Genomic DNA, 22,758 nt, shown 5'->3' with positions numbered 1-22,758 from the left:
CGCAGCTTGAATTTAAAAGGGCGGCGGCACGGAAGGGTGCCGCCGCCCTTTTCTTTGTACATTTCCCGTCTTGCTGAAATCAGTAGACGACGATCTTGTACTGCTGCCCCGCCTGCAGGCCCGCATTGCCGCTCAGGCCGTTCAGCGCCATGAAGCGCTCGGTCTGCAGCCGGTCATAGGCCATCCGCCGTGCCAGACTGGCCACCGTATCGCCGCTCTGCGCGCTCACGATATCGATCCGCCGCGGCTTGATCCGCGCCGCCTCTGCAGAACTCAGGCGCGACATGCTCTGGAACATGGTGCCGAACGGGTTCTGCCCGGCGGGCGTCAGCGTCACGAAATGATAGGCGCGGCTGCCCGAAAATTCATAGGCGAAAACAGTGACGTCCACCTGCCCATTCTGGGTATTGGCCCGCGCGGTCTGATAGGCCGCCGGAATACCGTTCACGGTGGTCCGCTGAAGCTGCCCAACTTGAAGCTGCGTCTGGCCCGCCACGGAGCGGAACACGTCGCTAATATAGCTCTGCAGGTTGCCGTTGAACGATCCCATGCTGAACTGCGCCTGCCCGGTGCCGCCCTGAATGGTCACCGCCTGCGCGCCGTTCGTCATGCCGTAGCCCTGCGGCACGGAAAAGCGCAGCCCCAGCTCGGGATGCAGGAACGTGTTGCCCTCGATCACGCCGTTTTTGGGATCGTCGCCATAGAGAATGCCGTCGATGGTCGCCAGATGCTGTGCGCGGTTGCGGATGCCGCCGGGCGCATAGGTCTGCGCGATCTGCGCGGCACGCGCTACGCGGCGCGCCGGATCGGGGTGCGTGCTCGCCCATTCGGGCATTGCACGTCCGTCCTGCCCGGACGCACGCTGATCCACCGCCGTCTGCATCGCAAGCGAGGCCAGCATGTCCGATAGCGCCATCGGATCATATCCCGCTTTCGAAAGATAACGAATGCCCAGATCATCCGCCTGCTCTTCCTGTCCGCGCGAATAGCTGAGCGTGTAAAGCTGCGCGACGGCGGGCGCATAGTTCTGGATAGCGCCGCCGAGCGAGCCGAGAAGGCCCGTCCGATCGCCCAGCAGGCCGCCCAGGATCTGACCGGCGACGCCGAAGAGGCCCGCTTTCGTCTGCGCGCTCTGACGCTGGCCGGAATGATCGGCGGCGACATGGCCGACTTCGTGACCCAGCACGCCTGCCATCTCCGCCTCATCATTGGCGAGCGCGACGAGCTGGCGCGTGATGTAGACATAACCGCCGGGCGTCGCGAAGGCGTTGTTGACGGGCGAGTTCAGGAGCGAAATCGTGTAGGCGCTCTCGCTGTTGGCGAGGCCGGATTGGACGGCGATCTTGCGGCCAACCCGCTCAACATAATTCGCCTCATTGCCCTGCGTGTAGAGCCCGCCGAATTCCTCGACGATTTCGCTATAGGCCTGCTGGCCCTGCTGGCGCGCCTGCGGCGTCACCGGCTTCGATTGGAACGTTTCCCCTGCGGTGAGCGGATCGTTATATCCGGCGCTGGTGCAGGATGCCAAACCGAGCGCGGCAACACCCGCCGCCAATACTCCACGATTAAAACGCATCGTTTCCTCCTCTGTTGTTATTGAGGAGGTGAACGGCGCGGCGGCGGAAAACGTTCCCTAGCCGAAACGGCCTGCTGTCAGACCATTCCCATGCGCAGATATTTCTCCTGACGGCGCTCACGCAAGTCGAACGGCTTGGTGCCGTCCAGCATGTCGAGCGCGCCGAAGATCGAACTGCTGATCGTCGCGATCGCTGCCTCATGGTCGCGGTGGGCGCCGCCCAGCGGCTCCTTGATCACCTCGTCGACCACGCCGAGTTCCTTGAGATCGCCCGCCGTAATGCGCATCGCCGCAGCGGCCTCGTCCGCCTTGTCGCCGGTGCGCCACAAGATGGAAGCGCAGCCTTCGGGCGAGATCACCGAATAGACCGCATGCTCCATCATGAGGACGCGGTCCGCCGCGGCCAGCGCCACCGCGCCGCCCGAGCCGCCCTCACCCATCACCGCGGCGACCATCGGCACGCCAAGGCGCAGGCATCGCTCGGTGGAACGGGCGATCGCCTCGGCCTGGCCGCGCTCCTCGGCCTGAATGCCGGGAAACGCGCCTGCGGTGTCGATCAGGGTGACGACCGGCAGGCCGAAACGATCGGCCAGGTCCATCAGGCGGATCGCCTTGCGATACCCCTCCGGCTTGCCCATGCCGAAATTGTGCTTGAGGCGGGACTGCGTGTCGTCGCCCTTTTCGTGGCCGATCACGACGACGCGGCGGTCTCCCTTGCGCGCGAAGCCGCCCTGGATCGCCTGATCGTCGGCAAACGCGCGGTCGCCCGACAGCGGCACGAACTCATCGAAGAGACCGGCGACATAATGCTTGAAATGCGGACGCTCGGGATGGCGCGCGACCATCGTTTTCTGCCAGGGCGTCAGCTTGCCGTAAACATTGCGCAATTGCCGATCGACTTTCTCCTGAAGCCGGCCGACTTCGGCGTCGATGTCGATCTCGCCGTCGGTCGCGCTGTCGCGGAGCGCGGCGATCCGCGTCTCCAGTTCTGCGATCGGTTTCTCGAATTCCAGATAGCTCGTCATGGCTGGCGGTTAGTCGCTGGCGCGCGGATGGTCAATCTGGCGAGGACGCTTGAGGGCCCGTCCGGCTCATCTGCGCAAGCGGATGACGCTCGTTCACCAGCGCGACAAGGCGGCTGGCCTCGACATGCGTATAGATCTGCGTGGTCGAGATGTCGGCATGCCCGAGCATGGTCTGCAACGCCCGGAGGTCCGCCCCGCCCGCCAGCAGGTGGGTTGCAAAGGCATGGCGCAGAACATGGGGACTGACGCGCGCAGGGTCGATCCCCGCCTTGCCCGCCAGCGCACGCACGATCTGAAACAGGCGGATGCGGCTGATATGCCCGGCAGAGGACGGGAAGAGCCAGGGCTGCCCCTCCTCAACGCATTCGCGCCAGCGCGCCGTCACCAGCCGTGCGCGGTCCGACAGCGGCACCAGCCGCTCCTTGCCGCCCTTGCCCTTCAGAATCAGGAAGGGCTGATCGCTCACCACCGCCCGGCGCGGCAGCGATACCAGTTCGGTGGCGCGCAGGCCCGACCCGTAGAGCAGTTCCAGAAGCGCCAGATCGCGCAGCGCGGCGGCGGGCGCACCCGGTGCCTCGGCCCGTTCTTCGGCAAGCGCGAACAGCCTGTCGATCTCCTCAAGGCTCAGCAGCTTCGGCAGCGGGCGCTGCAAGGCGGGCCGGGGCAGCGCGCTAGAGGGATCGTCGGCGCGCAGGCCCTCGTCCAGAAGGAAACCGTAATAATTGCGCAGCGCCGCGCATTTGCGCGCCACCGTGGAGGCGGCAAGATCCCGCCATTCGCCAGCCAGCGTGCCGAGCGCATCCTCGTCCGCTGCAGCAAGCGCGCCGCCGAGCAATTCGGACGTCTGCCTGAGGTCGCTTTCATAAGCGGCGATGCTGTTGCGCGAGAGCCCGCGTTCCGCCGCCAGCATGGCGAGGAATGCGTCTATCGATCGGCGGTCTGCGCCTGTGCTGCTCGGCCGGTCCGACCCCTCAGGCACGGGTTACGGCTTCGGCGGCGATCATGCGCGCCTCGGCCTCCATCCCCACCTGCCGCAGCGCCGCGACGATATGATATAGCTGGAAGGCGGGCATCACGCTCCAACCCGGACCCTGCAGGCCCGCCGCGGCGAGTAGTGCCACCGTGCCCGGCTCACCCCGCACCGCAGCCGCATCGATCGCCCGGCTCCAATTGTTCGCGGCGTTCAGCTGGATATCGAGCCGCTGGGCCACGTCATTCTGTTCGGCCTGCGAAAGACGCCCGAGCCCCGCCAGTCCGGCGGCCAGAAGCTTCGCCTTCGCGCCGTCATTCTCGCTATAATTGCCACCGAAGCTTTCGATCGCTCCCGCATCGACGCCGAATGGCGATTGCGGCGCGCCGACGGCCAGCAGCGCCCAGCCAAGGCTGCCCTCGCCCACCTGCCCGCTCCAGCGGACCGCCTGCGTATCCAGCCCGGCGGTCATCATCGCGGCAATCAGCCGATCGGCATCCGCGGACAATTCGTCGGTGGGCCGGATCAGCGCGGAAGCGCGGGCGGTGAGCACCAGCATCGAATAGCCGACATCGCCTTCGCCCCGGCCCCAGATATCGCGCAGCGCGTCCATCCGCGTCTTCTCGGTGCGCCCGGCATAGGCGCTTTCGAGGCGCGAGACGCGCGCGGCCACATCGTCGCCCACTTCATCATCGCCAAGGGCCTGCGAATACAGATCGACCATCGCGGCATTGCTGAGCGTGCCGAGCGCGGCGGCGTGATCGGACGCCTGGATGCGCGAGGCCAAAGGCAGCGCGGCGGAAAGCACACGCCAACCGGCCACCTGGCGGCCATAGCCATTGTACATGGTAGACGGCGGCTCCACGCCCGTGGCGACGGCTAGGCCGTAGCGCCAGGCGTTGAGGCCCTGCACCTCATCCCACTGGATGGTCACCGCGCGGCGGCCGTTGAAGCCGGCGCCGATAATCTTGGTTGCCAGCAGATAGTCGATACCGCTCGCCCAGCCGCGACGGCGAACCTCCGTCAGCAGCGCGCTGGCACGGCCCTGATCGCCCGCCAGCCCGGCGCAGATCGCGCGCGCAGTGCGCCATTCCTTGCTCTTCAGCGCCTGCGCAGCCGAATCGGCGATCGGGCAGAGCCCCGCCGGATCGGCCGAAGCCATGAACACCGGCATCGCCACCTGATAGAGCCGATCGGTATAGTCGGCATTGTCGACCTGCTCGATCAGCGTGCGGGCGCCCACGGTTTCGCCCATGCGCAGGAGCAGCCATGCGCGTGAGGCCACCCAGTCCGCGCCGTTCACATTGCGCGGCGTATCGGTGCGGCTGATCAGCGCGCGGCGCGCCATGATCGTGCCCCAGCGCGACAGCAGCGGTCCGCGCGTCCGGCGAACCAGCCCGTCCAGAAACACACCACCGGTATTACCGAAGGCGTTCGCGGCAAGGCCACCTTCCGCCTCGGTCAGGAAACCGATCTGGCCAAGCGAGCGGCGTTCTGCCGGGGGAACGTCGAACTTGATGACCAGCTCTTCGGCATCCTCCACTTCCTCATCTTCGGAAGGTGCGGGCTGGCTGGGAGCGGGCGCCGCGGGCTCGAGAGGTTGAGCGGATGGCGGCGGCGGGGCCGGAGGTGGCGGCGGCAGCGGTGTGCCGGACTGCGCCGGGCGGCTGGGGGCCGGTGGTGCGGGTGTTGCCGGTGTCGGCGCGGGCGGCGGCGGAGGTGATCCGAAGCCCGGCGGAAGCAGCGATTCCGGCCCCTGCTGCTGTCCGACGGCAGGCACCGTCGAAAGCGCGATCGCGCCCATGCCGGTCGCCGTGACCAGGGCCGTCCAGAGCGCCGCTTTCCGCATGGATCAGCCGGCGGGCTGCGCGGGCGTCACCGGTTCAGTGATCGTGGTAACCGGCTGCTCGCCGCCCATCGACCAGAACCAGACGAGGATCCCGATCACCACCAGCACCGCCAGGATTGCGAGGAGTTTTGCGCGGCCGGCGGCGCGTTCGCGTCTGCTTCGATATTGCATAATGATCCCAAAAAGCTTTGCCGTGCGCCTAGCCGATCTATAGCCGGAACCGCAATGCTTTCGAAGAACGCCTCTCTCTCCTCCGGCCTTGCCCGTAGATCGCTGGCCATGGATCGCCGCCCGATCGTGCTGGTCGGCATGATGGGCGTGGGCAAGTCCACCATCGGCCGGCGGCTCGCCAACCGAATCGGTTATGCCTTCGCCGATGCCGATGAGGAGATCGAGGAAGCGGCCAATATGAGCGTCTCCGAAATCTTTGCTCAATTCGGCGAGCCCTATTTTCGGGACGGCGAACGGCGCGTCATCGCGCGCCTGATCGAGCGGGAGCGAATCGTCATCGCCACCGGCGGCGGAGCTTTCTGCCAGGAAGAAACGCGCGATCTGATCCTGGATCAGGCGATCTCCATCTGGCTCGATGCGCCCATCGCCACGCTGGTGGAACGGGTCGCGCGGCGCGACACCCGGCCCCTATTGAAAGACCGCGACCCCGAAACCGTGCTGACCGAACTGATGGCCGAACGCCGTGTCCATTATGCCCGCGCTTCGCTGCGCATCGCCAGCGACAACGGCCCGCATGAGCGCACGGTCAACGCCATCCTGAAAGCCCTTCCCTCATGACCCGCGTCCCCGTCGATCTTGCCGGTGCCCCTTATGACATCCTGATCGCGCCGGGCGCGTTCGGGCAGATTGCGGAGCATTTGCGAGGATTTGCGCGCGCGGGCCGGCTGCTCGGCGTCACCGATGAGGGCGTGGCCGCGCATTGGCTGGAGCCCTTGCGGGAGCAGCTTTCCGATGCCGGTATCGTGCTGGAAGCCTTTATCGTGCCGCAGGGCGAGCAAGCGAAGAGCTGGAACTGGCTTGAGCAGCTGACCGACTGGCTACTGGATCGGGGAGTGGAGCGCGGTGATCATATTCTGGCGCTCGGCGGCGGGGTCGTGGGCGATCTCACCGGCTTTGCGGCCGCCATCGCCAAGCGCGGCTGCGGCTTTGTGCAGATCCCGACAACGCTTCTTGCGCAGGTGGACAGCAGCGTGGGCGGCAAAACCGCGATCAACACCGGCGCAGGCAAGAACCTCGTCGGCGCCTTCCATCAGCCCGGCTTCGTTCTGATCGATCCGGAACTTCTCGCCACCCTCCCGCAGCGCCAGCTTGCGGCGGGCTGGGCCGAGGTGGTGAAATATGGCCTGATCGACGATCCCGATTTCTTTGCCTGGTGCGAGGCCAACGGGGCGCACTTCTTCGCCGGCGACCTTGCGGTGCGGTCCGAGGCGATCGAGCGTTCGGTGCGGTCCAAGGCGCGCATCGTCGCCGCCGACGAGCGCGAGATGACGGGCACGCGCGCACTCCTCAATCTCGGCCACACCATCGGCCATGCCCTGGAGGCCGAAACCGGCTTCTCCGACCGCCTGTTTCACGGCGAAGGTGTAGCCTGCGGCATGGCGCTCGCCTTCCGCTATTCGGCGCGCCGGGGCGAATGCCCCCCCGAGGACGCCGAGCGCGCCGCCGCCCTGCTTTCGGCCAGCGGCCTTCCCGTCACCTTGCGGCAAGCGGGTGTCGATTGCGACGGCGCGCAGTTGGTCGATCACATGCGCCATGACAAGAAGATGGCCGGCGGCACCCTGCCCTTCCTGCTGGCGCGCGGGATCGGCAAAACCTGGTTGGCAAAAGATGTCGAGCTGACGGACGTCGCCGCGTTTCTGAACGAAGAGCGCGCCCTATGAGGACCCCGCTTATTCGGTAGCGAGCGGGTCGAAATCCTCCGAATCCTCACCGCCGAAGCTCATGCTCGATCCGGCATGCAGGTCGCCGGCTTCGCGCTGCAGCCGCATCCGCTCCAGATCGCGGCGGCGATATTCGTCGACCACGCGCTCGATCTTCGCTTCGTCGCAGTCCAGCGCCTCCAATGTATCGCGGGCCAAGCAGATCGCCGATTCGAGCACTTCGCGCCGGATTTTGACGCCCTTCGCGGGCTGCAGCGCCAACGATTGACGCCGATCATAAGCGCGCACGAAGAGCTTGGTCTTCGGGAAGGTTTCCTGAATCGGGACCAGCGCATCGGCATCCAACTCGCGGTCGTCCATGCAGAACAGGATCGCGCTGGCTTCCGCCGCGCCCGCACGCCGCAATAGATCGACGCGGGTGCCGTCTCCATAGAAGACCTTGCGCCCAAACTCGTTCGACAGGTTGATGACGTCCGGTTTGATATCGATCAGCGTCACCTCCCGGCCCGAAGCCTGGATGATTTGCGACGTGGTCTGCCCGAAGCGGCCATGGCCTACGACGATGACCGAGGTGACGGGCGAGGCTTCGGGATCGTCGAGTTCCGCCTCGCTCTCGGTCCGGCGCCGCGCGAGACGACCGGCGATCAGCATCAGAAAGGGCGTCGTCGCCATCGACAGCGTTACGACAGCGCCGAACAGGCTGGAGGCGGCGGGGTCGATCAGTAGCGCCCCTTCCGCCGCACTGAAGAGCACGAAACCGAATTCGCCGCCCTGGCTAAGCAGCAGCGCCATGATGACGGCGGGCGAATTGTCGAGCCCGAACAGCCGCGCGAGGGTGTAGATCACGACAGCCTTGACCGCGACGAGCGCGGCGGCGAGCCCGATGATCAGCAGCGGATTGGCGGCCACGACGCCCAAGTCCAGCATCATACCGACGGCCAGGAAGAACAGGCCGAGCAGGATGGAACGGAACGGATCGACATCCGCCTCCAGCTCATGCCGGTAAGGCGATTCGGCCAGCATCACGCCCGCGATGAATGCGCCGAGCGCGGGCGACAGGCCCAGATATTCCATTAGAGCCGCGCTGGCGCAGACCGCGAACAATCCCACGATCACGAACAACTCGCGCTCCGATACGCGCCCGACCAAAGCCAGCAGCGGATTGAGCACATATTTGCCCGCCGCAATCAGCACCGCAATGCCGATCGCCGCATTCAGCACCAGCTGGAAGCCCTGCGGCGTTCCCGCTTCCACCGGCGCGCGCGACAGCGCGGCGACGATCGTGAGCAAGGGCACGATCGACAGATCCTGAAACAGCAGGATGGAAAAGCTCTTCTGGCCGAACTCTGTCTTCAGGCGGCCCTGCGATTGCAACAGCGGCAAAACCTGCGCGGTGGAACTGAGGCCGAGCGGCAAGCCGATCACCAGCGCCGCCTGCCAGGTGAAGCCCATCAGCGCCAGGATCAACGCGAACAGGGCAAGGCCGCACAGCACCACCTGCGCCGCGCCCAATGCGAAGATATCCCGCCGCATGCGCCAGAGGCGGCTGGGCGACAGTTCAAGGCCGACGAGGAATAGCAGGAGGATAATGCCGATTTCGGCAAAGCCCAGTATCGTGTTCGCATCGCCGACAAGGCCGAGCACCTGCGGCCCGATCAATATGCCGCCGACCAGATAGCCGAGCACGGCGCCAAGGCCGAGGCGGCGGAAAAGCAGGACGAAGACCAGCGCCGCGCCGAGCAGGAAGACACCGCTCAACATGGCATCACCGGCCATGTGATGTTCGTTCATGCGGCGGTTTCCGATTGATCGAGGGCCGCCAGCAGCGCGTCCCAGGGAAGCAGGATGGCGGGGTGCCGCGCGGGATAGTCGCGCGCCGGCGTCAGCAGCGCTGCATCGGCGAACGCAGGCACATCGCCCTTGCCGGCCAGATGATCCGCCCAGGCATCGCGCGCGGCGGAGACGGCGGCGCGGTCCATACCCGCGGCGTCGCGCAGCAGCATCGCCGCCGAAGCTTGACCCAAAGCGCAGGAGGCGATGTCCGCGCTCAGCTGCTCGATGCGCCCCTGCCCGTCACGCTTCACCCAGAGCGTCACGCGGCTGCCGCAGGTGGGTGAGCGGCGCTCCGCATGGCTGGCGGGCGGGGGCAGGGCCGCGCCCTCTTCCAGCGATGCGGCGAGGCGAAGGATATCGCGATTGTAGAGAGCGCTCGCGCTCATTCCGGAACCTCGCTGTCGCGGGTGGGCCGTGGCACATATTCGCTCAGCGCTGCGCCGGTGGCGTTCATCAGCGGATAGGTGCGCGAACGGGTCAGCCAATCGGGCCGCGTGGCGCCGACGCCCATGAACGTCTCAAAGAGGAAAATGAGGAGCAGGAACATCAAGGCCGCCAGGATCAGCCCCTTCACCGCGCCGAAACCGAAGCCGAGCACCCGGTCGACCGGGCCGAGCGTCGATTTGCGCATACGCTTGCCCATGGCGCGCGCAATCCCCTTGCCGCCCGCATAAACGACAATCACGAGCGCTACGAAAGCCAGCGTTGCCGCCCCCGCCTCCGTCCCGATCGGTTCGATCAAATAGCCGGTGAGGGGCGCATGCAGGAACCGCACCGCGAAGATAATCGCGACCCAGGCGATCAGTGAAATCACCTCCTGCACGAAGCCCCGCAAGAACCCCAGCACGGCTCCGCCGCCGAGCAGCATAAGCACAATGATGTCGAAAGCGGTCATGGCGTGCCGATTAGGCGATTTTACGGAGTGGGGGAAGCGCCGCAAACCCTGAAAAGGCCGCGGCGCGCCAGATTTCCTAGCCGAGCATATGCGCCACCAGCTTACCCAAGGTTGCAAAGCCCGAAAGCTTCAACCCCTGCCCCTTGTCCTTGAGCGAAGCGGGCACCATGGCCTCATCGAAACCCAGCTTTGCCGCCTCGCGCAGGCGCAGCGCCCCATGCGCGACAGGGCGCAGTTCACCCGAAAGCGAGACTTCGCCGAACAGCACCGCACCACCCGGCAATGGCCGCTCCGACAGGGCGGACACCAGCGCCGCGGCCACCGCAAGGTCCGCTGCCGGATCGGAAATGCGATATCCGCCCGCGATGTTAAGATAGACCTCAGCGGTGGAAAAACTGAGGCCGCAGCGCGCTTCCAGCACGGCCAGGATCATTGCAAGCCGCCCACTGTCCCAGCCCACGACGGACCGGCGCGGGGTCGCGCCGCTCGACAGGCGCACGGTGAGCGCCTGAATTTCGACGAGCACAGGACGCGTGCCTTCCAGCGCCGGAAATACGGTGGCGCCGGTCAGCGCTTCGCTGCGGTCCGTCAGGAACAGCGCGCTCGGGTTGGCGACCTCGCTCAAGCCCTCTTCCTCCATCGCGAACACGCCGATCTCATCGGTGCCGCCAAAGCGGTTCTTGATGGCGCGCAGGATGCGGTACTGGTGGCTGCGTTCCCCTTCGAAGCTCAGCACGCAATCGACCATATGTTCGAGCACGCGGGGCCCGGCGATATTGCCGTCCTTGGTAACATGACCGACCAGGAACAGCGCGGTGCCGCGCGTCTTGGCGAAGCGGATCAGCTCCTGCGCGCTGGCGCGCACCTGGCTGACCGTGCCCGGCGCGCCTTCGATCAGATCCGAATGCATGGTCTGGATCGAATCGATGATGAGCAGCGCAGGCGGCTCACCCTCGCCCAGCGTCGTCAAAATATCGCGCACCGAGGTGGCCGAGGCGAGCTGCACCGGCGCCTTGCCAAGCCCCAGCCGCCGCGCGCGCAGGCGCACCTGATCCGCCGCTTCCTCGCCCGAAATATAGGCGACCGACAGTCCCGAATAAGCGAGCCGCGCCGCCGCCTGTAGAAGCAGCGTCGATTTGCCGATGCCGGGGTCGCCGCCCAAAAGCACCGCGGATCCGGCCACGATCCCGCCGCCAAGCGCCAGATCGAACTCCGCGATCCCCGTGCTGACACGCGCGGGCAGCGGTACATCGCTATCGAGCGGAGACAGGTCCACCCGCCGTCCGCCGCGCTGCAGATCGTGCTTTTGCGCGAACACCGTCTCGCCCGCTTCCTCGACGAGGCTGTTCCATTCCTTGCAATCGGGGCACTGCCCCTGCCAGCGCGGCTGAACCGAGCCGCAGGCCTGGCAGACATAACGTTTCTTGGGTTTGGCCATGGCGGCTGCCTAACAGAACGGATCGGGAACGCAATAATGGATATGCAACCTATCCCGCTTGCCCCCTTCCCCCGCTTTCCCTAATCCTTCCCCCATGCGGGAGAAGGAACTGCGGCTGGCGCTCATCTGCTATGGCGGGGTCAGTCTGGCGATTTACATGCACGGCAGCCTGAAGGAGGTCTGGCGCCTCCTGCGCGCCAGCCGATCGCATACGGACGAAGTGCATGAAGCCGAAGGGGTTGAGCGGGTCTATCGCGATCTTCTGCTGGCGATCGAGGAAAAGGCGGGGCTGCGCCTGCGCATCCTGACGGACATCATCGCCGGGGCCAGCGCGGGCGGGATCAACGGGATCTTTCTGGCAGAGGCGATCGTCACCGGCCGCTCGCTAGACCCGCTCACCGATATGTGGCTGGAAGTGGCCGATGTGGACCGGCTGCTCTCGCAGGACGCACGGCCCGTCAACCGCTTCTCGAAGATCTGGGCCGAACCGGTGGCTTGGGGCTTGTTGCGCAAGAAGGCCGCGGCGATCGAGAAGACCGTTTCGGCCGAAGCGCGCGCGGAGATTTCCGCCAAACTGTCCCGCTTCGTGCGCGCGCGCTGGTTCGCGCCGCCCTTCGGCGGGCATGAATTCACGCATCTTCTGTTTGATGCCCATGCAACGATGAGCGCGACAAGCACCGGCCCACGCCTGCTGCCCGCAAGCCAGCCGCTGGACCTGTTCGTAACCGTTACCGATTTCTACGGCCATCGCGAAAATCTGAAGATCAACAGCCCGGACGAGGTGACCGAAACCGAACATCGGCTCACCATCTCGTTCGATAGCCGCAAGGGCCGCGACATGAGCCTGGGGCCCGCCGCCGAGCTGGTTTTCGCCGCGCGCGCCACCGCCAGCTTTCCCGGTGCCTTCCCGGCCTTCACAACGCGCGAGATCGATACCGTGCTTGCGCAGCGGAAGATGGAATGGAAGGGGCGCGAGGCTTTTCTGGAACGCATCCTGCCCAAACAATTCGCCGCGGGCAGGGCGGAGGATACGCCGCTGGTCGACGGTTCGGTGCTCGCCAATGCCCCGTTCGCGCAGGCGGCCAGCGCGCTGAGGAACCGTCCGGCCCGGCGCGAGGTGGACCGGCGCTTCGTTTATATCGATCCCATCCCCGACGTATATCTGACCGGCGAGGTCCGCGACGAGGCGAAGGAGGCCGCGCGCAGCGGCGTGCCGGGCTGGTTCACCACCATCCTGGGTGCCAGCTCCAGCATTCCACGCGAACAGCCGATCCGCGATAGTCTGGAGGCGATCGAGCGGCGTTCGGAGAGGATCGAGCGGATGCGCACCATAGCGCGCAGCCTGCGCACCGACATCGAACGATCGGTCGAAACCATGTTCGGACGCACCTTCTTCCTGTCGCGCCCGACACCGCGACGCCTCGCCAGCTGGCGCGACAGGGCGCTGGAGCGGGCGGCCAATTCCGCCGGGTATAGCTATGCCGCTTATGGCTATCTGAAATTGAACGGCATCGTCGACGATATCGTCGCAACGCTGCGCCGCACTTGTCCGGATGCAGATGTCAGCTTCTTCTCCGACGTGCGCCGCGCTTTGCACCGCGAACTCGACCAGCGCGGGCTTGGCCATATGTCCGATGCCAAGAAAATGAATGCCAATCCGGAAGCGATCGCCTTTTTCCGGTCGCACGATCTGCGTTTCCGCATCCGGCGAGCAAGGTATCTGGCGCGCCACTTCAGCGAAGAGGTGGAGATGCCTGCGCTCGCCGGACGCGATGCGCTGGACGCCATGGAAGAAGCCATTTTCGACGGGCTCGCCCTCTATCTCGACCGCGAAACGAGCGACTTTCTGGGCGACGATTTCGCGGAGGTGGCGGAAGCCGCCGCGCAGGACCCCGCCGCGCTGCTCGACGAATTGGCGCGGCGGCGCGATCTGCCTGCGGTCGACGAAGAGGCCGAAACGCTGTTCATCCGCGGGCTGGAGAAGCTGCCGGCCGAGGCGCAGCGCAGCATGCTGCTCGCCTATCTGGGCTTTCCGCTGCTCGATATCGCCACCTTGCCGCTGCTGGAAGGCGAAGGTCTGGGCGAGTTCGATCCGATCAAGGTGGATCGCATCGCGCCAGACGATGCCGCCACGCTGCGCCAGGGCGGCACGCGCGCAAAGTTGAAGGGCATCGAGTTCAACCTGTTCGGTGCGTTCTTCAGCCGCGCCTATCGCGAGAACGATTATCTATGGGGTCGCCTCGACAGCGCCGAACGGATGATCGATATCCTGCTGAGTTCGATCGCGGTCGGCGACCGTCCGAGCTTTGACGAAATTCGCGGCTTTAAAAAGCGGGCCTTCGCCGCTGTGCTGGACGAGGAGGAGGCGCGGCTGACGAGCGTCAAGCCGTTGATCGCATCGCTGCGCGAGGAGTTAGAGCGGATCGATTGATCGCTACCCTTCCCACCGGGAGAGGTAGCGAAGCTAGGTGAGGGCAAGCTGCAGATCGCCCTCACCGACTGCGACTAGGCTGCTGCGCAGCCAAGTCTCGTAGCCTCTCCCAAGGGGAGAGGCCCTTCACTCTGCGAACATCGTGCGAAGTTTGCCGAAAAAGCCCTGCGACTCGGGGCATTCCTCGCCGGTTTCGGTCTCGCGAAATTCGCGCAGGATTTCCTTCTGGCGCGAGGACAGTTTGGTCGGCGTTTCCACCGCAATTTCTACCACCAGATCGCCGTGCCCGCGGCCCTGCAGCACCGGCATGCCCGCGCCGCGCTTGCGCAGCTGTTTGCCGGACTGGATGCCGTCGGGAATACGGATCGAATGCTGTTCGCCATCGAGGCCCGGCAGATCGATCGAACCGCCGAGTGCGGCGGTCGTAAAGCTGACCGGCACCCGTGCGAATAGCGTGGTGCCCTCACGCTGGAAGATCGCATGCTGGCGCACATGGACGAAGATATAAAGATCGCCATGCGCCGCGCCGTTCGGCCCCGCCTCGCCCTTGCCAGACAGGCGGATCCGCGTGCCGTTGTCGACGCCGGGCGGGATCGACACGTCGAGCGTTTTGGCCACGTCCACGCGGCCCTCGCCTCGGCAGCTGCGGCACGGCGTTTCGATCACCTGACCGCGGCCCTGACAATTCGGGCAGGTCCGCTCGACCACGAAAAAGCCCTGCTGCGCGCGCACCTTGCCGTGCCCGTTGCATAGATTGCAGCCGCGCATTTCCGTGCCGGGCGCTGCGCCAGTGCCGGAGCAATCCTCGCAATGTTCGGAAACCTCGATCTGAACTTGGGTTTCGTGGCCATGATAAGCCTCTTCCAGGCTGATCTCGATATCGTAGCGAAGGTCCGCGCCGCGCGCAGGCCCGCGCCGTCCGCGCGCACCGCCGCCACCAAAGGCATCGCCGAACATGCTTTCGAAAATATCGGCGAAATCGCCGAACCCTTGCGCGCCCGCGCCGGCATGTCCGCCGCCGCCCTGCGCGGCATTGGTATAGGCTTCATGCCCATAGCGGTCATAGGCCGCGCGCTTCTGCGGATCCTTCAGGCACTCATAGGCTTCGCTGCACGCCTTGAACCGCGCTTCGGCATCGGCATCGCCCGGATTGCGATCGGGGTGATGCTGCATGGCAAGCTTGCGATAGGCAGACTTGATTGTCGCGCCGTCGGCAGTCTTCGAGACGCCTAGCCGCTCATAATAATCGACGGTGGTGGTCATGAAATGGCCCCAGCCTCAAATTCGGTAAACGTAAATAGCCGAAGCCCTGAGCCTGTCGAAGGGCGTCCCTCCATCGAGACGCGTCCTTCGACAAGCTCAGGACTACGGTGCTTGGTCATCGGGCTGCTGATCAGCCCTTCGTGTCTTCGTCGACCTCGGAGAATTCGGCGTCGACAACATCTTCGTCGCCGCCGGATGCTTCACCGGTTGCCGCGCCGGCATCGGATGCCGCGTCACCGCCATCGGCCTGCTGCTTCTCGTAGATCGCCTGACCCATCTTCATCGCGGCCTGCGCCAGCGCTTCGGACTTGGTCTTCATGGCATCCGGATCGCCGCCTTCGATCGCCGTCTTGGTCTCGGCAATCAGGCCTTCGATTTCGCTCTTCAGCGAAGCGTCGACCTTGTCGCCATTTTCCTCGAGCTGCTTCTCGGTGGTGTGGACAAGGCTTTCGGCGTTGTTCTTCGCCTCGGCACCTTCACGGCGCTTCTTGTCCTCTTCGGCGAACTTCTCGGCGTCCTGGACCATCTGATCGATATCCGCGTCGGACAGACCGCCCGATGCCTGGATCTTGATCTGCTGTTCCTTGCCCGTGCCCTTGTCCTTGGCGGACACGTTCACGATGCCGTTCGCGTCGATATCGAACGTCACCTCGATCTGCGGAACGCCGCGCGGTGCCGGCGGAATGCCGACGAGATCGAACTGGCCGAGCATCTTGTTGTCGGCCGCCATCTCACGCTCACCCTGGAAGACCCGGATGGTCACCGCGTTCTGATTGTCATCGGCGGTGGAATAGACCTGGCTCTTCTTGGTCGGGATCGTGGTGTTGCGATCGATCATGCGGGTGAACACGCCGCCCAGCGTTTCGATGCCCAGCGATAGCGGGGTAACGTCGAGCAGGAGCACGTCCTTCACATCGCCCTGCAATACGCCGGCCTGGATCGCCGCGCCCATGGCAACGACTTCGTCCGGATTCACGCCGGTGTGCGGTTCCTTGCCGAAGAAATCTTCGACGACCTTACGCACCTTGGGCATGCGGGTCATGCCGCCGACCATCACGACTTCATCGATGCCGCCCTTGTCGACACCGGCGTCCTTCAGCGCCTTCTTGCACGGCTCCAGCGTACGCTGAATCAGATCGTCGACCATCTTTTCGAGGTCCGAACGGCTGATCGTCTTCACGAGGTGCTTCGGACCGTTCTGGTCCGCGGTGATGAAGGGCAGGTTCACTTCGGTGGTCTGCGCGCTGGAAAGCTCGATCTTGGCTTTCTCGGCGGCTTCCTTGAGGCGCTGCAGCGCCAGCTTGTCGCCGCGAAGATCGATGCCTTCGGCCTTCTTGAATTCGTCCGCGAGGAACTCGACGATCTTGGAGTCGAAGTCTTCGCCGCCCAGGAAGGTGTCGCCGTTCGTGGACTTCACCTCGAACACGCCGTCGCCGACTTCCAGGATGGAAATGTCGAACGTACCGCCGCCAAGGTCATAGACCGCGATGGTCTTGTTCTCTTCCTTGTCGAGGCCGTAGGCCAGCGCAGCCGCAGTCGGCTCGTTGATGATGCGCAGAACTTCGAGGCCTGCGATCTTGCCGGCGTCCTTGGTCGCCTGGCGCTGAGCGTCGTTGAAGTACGCGGGCACGGTGATAACGGCCTGCTCCACCTTTTCACCCAGATAGCTCTCGGCAGTTTCCTTCATCTTCTGCAGGATGAAGGCGGACACCTGGCTCGGGCTGTACTTTTCGCCGCCCGCTTCGACCCAGGCATCGCCGTTCGGACCCTTGACGATGTCATAGGGGACCAGCTCCATGTCCTTCTTGGTCAGCGGATCGTCGAACCGGCGGCCGATCAGGCGCTTGATCGCGAACAGCGTCTTGTCCGGGTTGGTGACGGCCTGGCGCTTGGCCGGCTGGCCGACGAGACGTTCATTATCCTTGGCGAATGCCACGATCGACGGCGTCGTGCGCGCGCCTTCCGCATTCTCGATCACCTTGGGCTTGCCGCCGTCCATTACAGCAACGCAGCTATTCGTCGTGCCCAGGTCGATACCGATTACTTTTGCCATTTCTTTCCCTCGAAAACTTCGACAGTTGGTTTCATTCGATCCGACCCGTTACGGCATCGAACCGATCCGAATATGTGGGCGATATAGGTGCCAAATCGCTTGGCACAAGGCGGGCGCGCCATTAGGTTTTGCGAGGACCGCACCCGTCCCGAAACATGCCATTTGCCCGAAGGATATTTCCATGCTGCGCCGCGCCGTCACCGCCTTTGCCCCCCTCGCCGCGCTGATGGCGCTCGCTTCCTGCGGGCAGGGGCCCTTGCTCGCGGTGAACGATGCCTATGTGCGGCTGAACCCCAACGATCAGGCACCCAGCGCGCTCTACTTCACGGTCAGCGGCGGGCCGGAACCGACCACGCTGGAAGACGTGCTGAGCCCGTCTGCGGTGCGCCTTTCGATGCATGAAACGGTGCGCGATCCCCAGACGAACGTCACCAAGATGGAGCCTATCCTGCGCGTGCCGATCCCCGCCAAGACGGATGTAGAATTCAAGCCCGGCGGCAAGCATGTGATGGTCTATGGCGTGAACCTGCCCGCCCGCCGCCTGCACGAAATGGATTTCACCTTCGTCTTCGGCAATGGAGAGCGGATCGCGGTAACCGCGCCGATCCAGGAGATGGACGGAAAGGCGGCCAGCGGAATGAATGCGATGGATCACGGCACTATGGATATGGGCAGCACCACGCCGGACACACAGCCGCTGCCGACGCCGGACGGCACGCCGCGGCCGGTGCAGACGCAGACCCCAGCGGCGCAATAAGCGGCAAGGCTTGTTCGGCCCCCATCCCTCCGGCCGTCCGCTGACGGATGGGGAGCGTGCGCTCTGCCGCTCGGTCTTCGGCGATGCGATCGACTATGATCCGGTGCGCGTCCATCACCGCAAATGGTTTCCGTTTCAGCCCCGGAATACGACGATGGCGCCGGACGGCCATCTCTGGTTTCATCCCGGCGCGGCGCTGTTCTGCGACGATTTCTGCAAAAGCGCCCTACACCGGCAGGGCCTCTTCATCCATGAGATGACGCATGTCTGGCAGCACCAGCAGGGCATCTGCTTGCCGCTCAAGCGCCACCCCTTCTGCCGCTATGATTACAGCCTGAAACCGGGCTGGACGCTGAAGCGCTACGGCCTGGAACAACAGGCGGAGATAGTGCGCCACATCTTCCTGCTGCGCGCAGGACAAAAGGTCCCAGGTGCCCCGCCCCTCAGCCAGTATGACGGGATACTGCCATTCCGCAGCGGCTGATCCGGACGTCCACCGCGTTTCGCAATCGAAAAGGGCGCACTGCGGGTAGCAGCACGCCCCTTTAAAGCGTCGGTTCGCTCGCCCGATCAGTAGGGGCGGCGGGCCGGGTAGCCGTAGGTGCCGTAGCAATCGTCGTCGAGGCGACCGCGGCGGTCATAGCCGTCACAACCGTCGTTCTTGTCGATGAAATACCCTGCGGCAGCACCGGCGGCGGCGCCGACTGCTGCGCCTGTTGCTACGTCACCGCCGGTAGCGGCAGCAACGCCTGCGCCGAGCAGGCCGCCTGCACCCGCGCCCTCGGCGAGATAATTGTCGGCACAGCCCGCAAGCGGCATCGCCATGACGACGGCGGCGGGAAGAAGCGCTTTTTTAATGGTGAACATAAGTCGATACTCCGGCGTGTTGGTAAATTGCGTAACGATTGGCGAACCCACGTCCGGGCTGTCGGTTCCGTAACGATCCGTCGGAGCGTGCGAGCCGAGCGCCGTTGCTCGCATTTTCGGTTGCACCGACCTTCCCCGCCCTGCCAGAGCGTCCGCCAGGAGAGGAGACTTCTGTCATGATCAGCGCCATCGGCCTCATCGGCGCCCTTGCGCTGCTCATCTGGATGACGATCCGCGGCGTGAATATTTTGATCGCTGGGCCCGTCGCCGCCGCAGTGGTCGCGCTGACTTCGGGCATCGCCTGGCTGCCCCCACTCGCCGCAGAGGGCGCACCCAATTTCGCGACCAGCTATATGGACGGCTTCGTCGGCTTCTTCGCGGACTGGTTCTTCATCTTCCTGCTCGGCGCGATCTTCGGGGAGGTGATGGGCCGCACCGGCGCCGCCGCCAGCATCGCGCACGCCGTCACGAAAGCCTTGGGGCCCCGCTTCGCCCTCGCTGCCGTGGTGCTCGCCACCGCGATCCTTACCTATGGCGGCGTCAGCGTCTTCATCGTGGCCTTCGCGGTCTATCCGCTGGCCGTGCAGCTGTTCCGCAGTGCCGATCTGCCGCACCGCTTCATCCCCGGAGCACTCGCCTTCGGATCGGTCACCTTCACGATGACCAGCGCGGGCAGCCCGGAAATCCAGAACCTCATCCCGATGCAATATCTCGGCACCACCGCCTGGGCAGGGGCTGGCGTCAGCCTGATCGTCGCGATCCTGATGGCGAGCCTCGGCTATTTCCTCCTGTCACGCATGATCGCGCGGGCGGTGGCCAAGGGCGAACATTTCGAACCGCGCAAGGGAGTGGACGACGATACGCGCAATCCTTCCGAGCTGCCGCGCTGGTGGGCCGCGCTTCTGCCGCTCGTCACCGTCTTCTCGGTCTTTCTGATCTTTCAGTATCCGGAATATCTTGGCGCTCTTTCCAATATCCTGCCCCCCGAAAGCCTTGGCAAATGGGCGCTGGTGGTCGCGCTCGGCTCCGGCATCATTGTCGCCGCGCTGATCGGTCTCCGGTCGCGCGAGCGCCTGCCGACCGCCTTTTCGATCGGAGCGACGGGCGCGGTGGTGGCGATCACCAATACCTGCGCGGTGGTCGGCTTCGGCACGGTGGCGCAGCTTACCCCCGCCTTCCAGCAGGCGCTTGGCGCGGTCCAGTCCCTGCCTGGCGATCCGCTGATCGGCGCGGCCATCGCCGTGACCGTCATCGCCGGGCTCACCGGCTCGGCAAGCGGCGGCCAGTCGATCGCGCTGCCGCTCATCGCGCCGCATTATCTGGCGGAGGGCGCCAATCCGGCCGAGCTCCACCGCGTCGTCGCCATCGCCAGCGGCGCGCTCGATAGCCTGCCGCACAATGGCTATGTCGTCACCACCATCCGCGCGGTGTGCGGCGAAACGCACGCCCGCGCCTATCCCGCGGTGGCAATGACGACGCTGCTGGTGCCGATCATCGGCACCATCGTGGCGATCGCCCTGTTCACGATTTTCTGAAGGCACCCTGTCCTACCGGATCGGCCGCCCCTATACTGAAGCCGTGCGCAGCCGATCCCCGACCAGAACCGCCGCTCCGTTCGTCGATGAAGGGGCACGCTTCGGCCAAATTGCGAGACCCCGTTCCCGCGCCATGTGTGACCTTTCGAAATCGCTCTCCGAGACGCCATCTGTGCGTTCCGTAGATATGGCGCGGCACGCATGAACCGCGCCCGCGTCCTCCTGCGCACCGCCGCCGTCGGCCCGCTCGATTACCGCATTCCGCGCGAGATGGATGTCGAGCACGGCTCGATCGTCTCCGTGCCGCTCGGCCCCCGCCAACTCGTCGGCGTGGTGTGGGAGGAAGAGAAGTTCGATGTCGAGGAAGTGGGCGACAACCGCCTGCGCAATATCCTGGGTGTTCTCGACGCCCCGCCGATCAAGCCGGAATTGCGCCGTCTCGCCGAATGGACGGCGGACTATTATCTCGCGCCCCTCGCCGCGGTGCTGCGCATGATCCTGCCCAGCTCCAGCGCGCTCGGCCCCGGTGGCACCGTGATCGAATATCGCGACACCGGCATCGCCCCGCCGCGCATGACAGCGCAGCGGGAGCAGGCGCTGGAAAAGCTGGAAGGCGAGCAGGGCCTGGTGCGCGAGCTTGCGGCCAAGGCGGGCGTCACCGACGCCGTGATCCGCGGCCTCGTCAAGGCCGGGTCGTTCGAGGCGGTGGAGGTGAGCGGCGATGCGCCCTTCCCCCCGCTCGATCCCAATTTTGCGCAGGTCGACTTGACCGAGCAGCAGGAGGCCGCGTCCGATCGTCTGCGCGAGGCCGTGAACACCCGCGCCTTTGCCCCCATCCTGCTCGACGGCGTCACCGGCTCCGGCAAGACGGAAGTCTATTTTGAAGCGGTCGCCGCGGCGCTGCGCACGGGCCGCCAATCGCTCGTCCTGCTGCCGGAAATCGCGCTCACCCAAGCCTTTCTCAAACGCTTCCGTGCCCGCTTCGGGGCAGAGCCTGCGCTTTGGCACAGCTCGCTACGCTCTACCGAGCGCCGCCGCACCTGGCGCGGCATCGCCAGCGGCGAGGCGAAGGTGGTGGTCGGTGCGCGCTCCGCTTTGTTCCTGCCCTTCGCCGATCTCGCCTGCATCATCGTGGACGAAGCGCATGAAACCAGCTTCAAGCAGGAGGACGGCGTGCGCTATCATGCGCGCGACGTCGCGGTAATGCGCGGCCTGATGGAAAGCCTGCCGGTGGTTCTCGCCTCGGCCACACCCGCGCTGGAATCGCGGCACATGGCGGAAATCGGCCGTTATGAGCAGCTCGTCATTCCCTCGCGCTACGGCGCGGCGCGGATGCCGGATATCCACGCGCTCGATCTGCTGGAAGACCCGCCCGAGCGCGGCCATTGGATCGCGCCGAGCCTGGTCCGCGCGATCGAGGAGCGGCTGGAACGCGGCGAGCAGTCCCTCCTGTTCCTCAACCGCCGCGGCTATGCGCCGCTCACGCTCTGCCGTCATTGCGGGCACCGCATCCAGTGCCCCAACTGCACCAGCTGGATGGTCGAGCATCGCCTGATGCGCCGCCTCGCCTGCCACCATTGCGGGCATCTGGAGAAAATCCCCGAAAAATGCCCGGAATGCGGCGAAGCCGACAGCCTCGTCGCCTGCGGCCCCGGCGTGGAGCGGATCTGCGAGGAAGTGCAGAAGCTGTTCCCCGAGGCGCGCACGGTGGTCGCCACGTCGGACACCATCTCCAACCCCGCCCACGCCGCCGAATTCGTGGCGCGCGTGGAAGCGGGCGCGATCGACATCATCGTCGGCACGCAGCTGGTGACGAAAGGATATCACTTCCCCAACCTCACATTGGTCGGCGTGATCGACGCCGATCTGGGGCTGGAGGGCGGAGACCTGCGCGCCGCCGAGCGAACCTTTCAACAGATCGCGCAGGTGGCGGGCCGCGCAGGGCGCGCCGAAAAGCCTGGCAAAGTCGTCATCCAGACACGCAGCCCCGGCCATGCCGTGATCGAGGCACTGGTCGCCGGCGAGCGCGACGCCTTTTACGATGCCGAGACCGAAGCCCGGCGCCATGCCGGTGCCCCGCCTTTCGGCCGCCTCGCCGCAATCATCGTCTCGTCCGAGGATCAATCGGAGGCTGCCGAGACTGCGCGCATCATCAAGGCGAGCGCGCCGCAGATGGAAGACGCCATCGTCTACGGCCCCGCCCCCGCGCCGCTCGCCATGCTGCGCGGCCGCCACCGCCAGCGCCTCCTCGTCCACGCCCGCCGCTCCGCGCCGCTGCAAGAGGCGATGCGCGAATGGCTCGGCAAGCTAGACTGGCCCCGCGGCGTTCGCGTCACGGTCGACGTCGATCCGTACAGTTTTCTGTGAGCGGCAT

19 protein-coding genes are annotated in these 22,758 nt (G+C 65.5%); 7 read left to right on the top strand and 12 right to left on the bottom strand.

The features are described 5' to 3' along the window. Positions 1-79 precede the first annotated feature (79 nt). The 5 genes from I6A82_RS08155 to I6A82_RS08135 form a co-directional block, all read right to left on the bottom strand. Positions 80-1,576 carry a M48 family metalloprotease gene (locus tag I6A82_RS08155; RefSeq protein WP_198094461.1) on the bottom strand — a complete coding sequence of 499 codons (1,497 nt, stop codon included), beginning with the start codon at positions 1,574-1,576 and terminating at the stop codon, positions 80-82. Positions 1,577-1,653: 77 nt separating this feature from the next. Continuing rightward, positions 1,654-2,601, bottom strand: a complete 948-nt coding sequence (locus I6A82_RS08150) for an acetyl-CoA carboxylase carboxyltransferase subunit alpha (protein WP_198094460.1) — start codon at positions 2,599-2,601, stop codon at positions 1,654-1,656. A 31-nt stretch (positions 2,602-2,632) separates the two neighbouring features. Further along, positions 2,633-3,580: a tyrosine recombinase gene (locus I6A82_RS08145; RefSeq protein WP_332310947.1), complete on the bottom strand. Its 948-nt coding sequence runs from the start codon at positions 3,578-3,580 to the stop codon at positions 2,633-2,635. Continuing rightward, positions 3,573-5,420 (bottom strand): hypothetical protein, encoded by a 1,848-nt coding sequence (locus I6A82_RS08140; protein ID WP_187335862.1) that lies wholly within the window; start codon positions 5,418-5,420, stop codon positions 3,573-3,575. The genes I6A82_RS08145 and I6A82_RS08140 overlap by 8 nt, the downstream gene beginning before the upstream one ends. 3 nt (positions 5,421-5,423) lie before the next feature. Continuing rightward, positions 5,424-5,591 carry a hypothetical protein gene (locus tag I6A82_RS08135; RefSeq protein WP_187335861.1) on the bottom strand — a complete coding sequence of 56 codons (168 nt, stop codon included), beginning with the start codon at positions 5,589-5,591 and terminating at the stop codon, positions 5,424-5,426. A 54-nt stretch (positions 5,592-5,645) separates the two neighbouring features. Here I6A82_RS08135 and I6A82_RS08130 point away from each other — a divergent pair, with 54 nt between their 5' ends. Both I6A82_RS08130 and aroB read left to right on the top strand, forming a co-directional pair. Continuing rightward, positions 5,646-6,209 (top strand): shikimate kinase, encoded by a 564-nt coding sequence (locus I6A82_RS08130; RefSeq protein WP_198094459.1) that lies wholly within the window; start codon positions 5,646-5,648, stop codon positions 6,207-6,209. Then, positions 6,206-7,312: a 3-dehydroquinate synthase gene (gene aroB / locus I6A82_RS08125; protein WP_198094458.1), complete on the top strand. Its 1,107-nt coding sequence runs from the start codon at positions 6,206-6,208 to the stop codon at positions 7,310-7,312. Before I6A82_RS08130 ends, aroB begins: the two co-directional genes overlap by 4 nt. Before the next feature lie 9 nt (positions 7,313-7,321). Here the strand turns inward: aroB and I6A82_RS08120 are convergent, their stop codons facing one another. The 4 genes from I6A82_RS08120 to radA form a co-directional block, all read right to left on the bottom strand. After that, the gene (locus I6A82_RS08120) at positions 7,322-9,103 is read right to left on the bottom strand and encodes a monovalent cation:proton antiporter-2 (CPA2) family protein (RefSeq protein ID WP_198094457.1); all 1,782 of its coding nucleotides are present in this window, start codon (positions 9,101-9,103) and stop codon (positions 7,322-7,324) included. After that, positions 9,100-9,531 (bottom strand): iron-sulfur cluster assembly scaffold protein, encoded by a 432-nt coding sequence (locus tag I6A82_RS08115; RefSeq protein WP_198094456.1) that lies wholly within the window; start codon positions 9,529-9,531, stop codon positions 9,100-9,102. The genes I6A82_RS08120 and I6A82_RS08115 overlap by 4 nt, the downstream gene beginning before the upstream one ends. Further along, a complete protein-coding gene (locus I6A82_RS08110; protein ID WP_198094455.1) occupies positions 9,528-10,040 on the bottom strand; it encodes a CvpA family protein in 513 nt (170 codons plus the stop codon). The genes I6A82_RS08115 and I6A82_RS08110 overlap by 4 nt, the downstream gene beginning before the upstream one ends. Positions 10,041-10,116: 76 nt before the next feature. Continuing rightward, positions 10,117-11,478 (bottom strand): DNA repair protein RadA, encoded by a 1,362-nt coding sequence (gene radA / locus I6A82_RS08105; protein WP_187335855.1) that lies wholly within the window; start codon positions 11,476-11,478, stop codon positions 10,117-10,119. 94 nt (positions 11,479-11,572) lie between these two features. Between radA and I6A82_RS08100 the strand changes: the two genes are divergently transcribed. After that, a complete protein-coding gene (locus I6A82_RS08100) occupies positions 11,573-13,909 on the top strand; it encodes a patatin-like protein (protein WP_198094454.1) in 2,337 nt (778 codons plus the stop codon). Positions 13,910-14,035: 126 nt separating this feature from the next. Here I6A82_RS08100 and dnaJ read toward each other — a convergent pair whose 3' ends face one another. Both dnaJ and dnaK read right to left on the bottom strand, forming a co-directional pair. Then, positions 14,036-15,172 carry a molecular chaperone DnaJ gene (gene dnaJ, locus I6A82_RS08095; RefSeq protein ID WP_198094453.1) on the bottom strand — a complete coding sequence of 379 codons (1,137 nt, stop codon included), beginning with the start codon at positions 15,170-15,172 and terminating at the stop codon, positions 14,036-14,038. A gap of 130 nt (positions 15,173-15,302) precedes the next feature. After that, positions 15,303-17,225 carry a molecular chaperone DnaK gene (dnaK, locus tag I6A82_RS08090; protein WP_198094452.1) on the bottom strand — a complete coding sequence of 641 codons (1,923 nt, stop codon included), beginning with the start codon at positions 17,223-17,225 and terminating at the stop codon, positions 15,303-15,305. 181 nt (positions 17,226-17,406) lie between these two features. Between dnaK and I6A82_RS08085 the strand changes: the two genes are divergently transcribed. After that, entirely contained in the window at positions 17,407-17,982 is a 576-nt protein-coding gene (locus I6A82_RS08085) for a copper chaperone PCu(A)C (protein ID WP_198094451.1), read from the top strand. A gap of 10 nt (positions 17,983-17,992) precedes the next feature. After that, on the top strand, positions 17,993-18,466 hold the full coding sequence (locus I6A82_RS08080) for a vgr related protein (RefSeq protein ID WP_198094450.1): 474 nt from the start codon (positions 17,993-17,995) through the stop codon (positions 18,464-18,466). Positions 18,467-18,552: 86 nt separating this feature from the next. On the opposite strand, the gene I6A82_RS08075 is transcribed toward I6A82_RS08080, so the two are convergent. Continuing rightward, on the bottom strand, positions 18,553-18,849 hold the full coding sequence (locus tag I6A82_RS08075) for a glycine zipper domain-containing protein (RefSeq protein ID WP_232343362.1): 297 nt from the start codon (positions 18,847-18,849) through the stop codon (positions 18,553-18,555). A gap of 176 nt (positions 18,850-19,025) precedes the next feature. On the opposite strand from I6A82_RS08075, the gene I6A82_RS08070 reads away from it, so the two are divergent. Both I6A82_RS08070 and I6A82_RS08065 read left to right on the top strand, forming a co-directional pair. Continuing rightward, positions 19,026-20,384 (top strand): GntP family permease, encoded by a 1,359-nt coding sequence (locus tag I6A82_RS08070; protein WP_198094449.1) that lies wholly within the window; start codon positions 19,026-19,028, stop codon positions 20,382-20,384. A gap of 201 nt (positions 20,385-20,585) precedes the next feature. Beyond that, positions 20,586-22,751 carry a primosomal protein N' gene (locus I6A82_RS08065; protein WP_198094448.1) on the top strand — a complete coding sequence of 722 codons (2,166 nt, stop codon included), beginning with the start codon at positions 20,586-20,588 and terminating at the stop codon, positions 22,749-22,751. The last annotated feature ends 7 nt before the right edge of the window (positions 22,752-22,758 follow it).

The sequence above is a fragment of the Novosphingopyxis sp. YJ-S2-01 genome (genome assembly GCF_016093175.1).
In the GTDB taxonomy this organism is placed as follows: Bacteria; Pseudomonadota; Alphaproteobacteria; order Sphingomonadales; family Sphingomonadaceae; genus Novosphingopyxis; species Novosphingopyxis iocasae.
The sequence above is the reverse complement of the archived record's forward strand: the minus strand, read 5'-3'. Positions and strand labels throughout refer to the sequence as shown.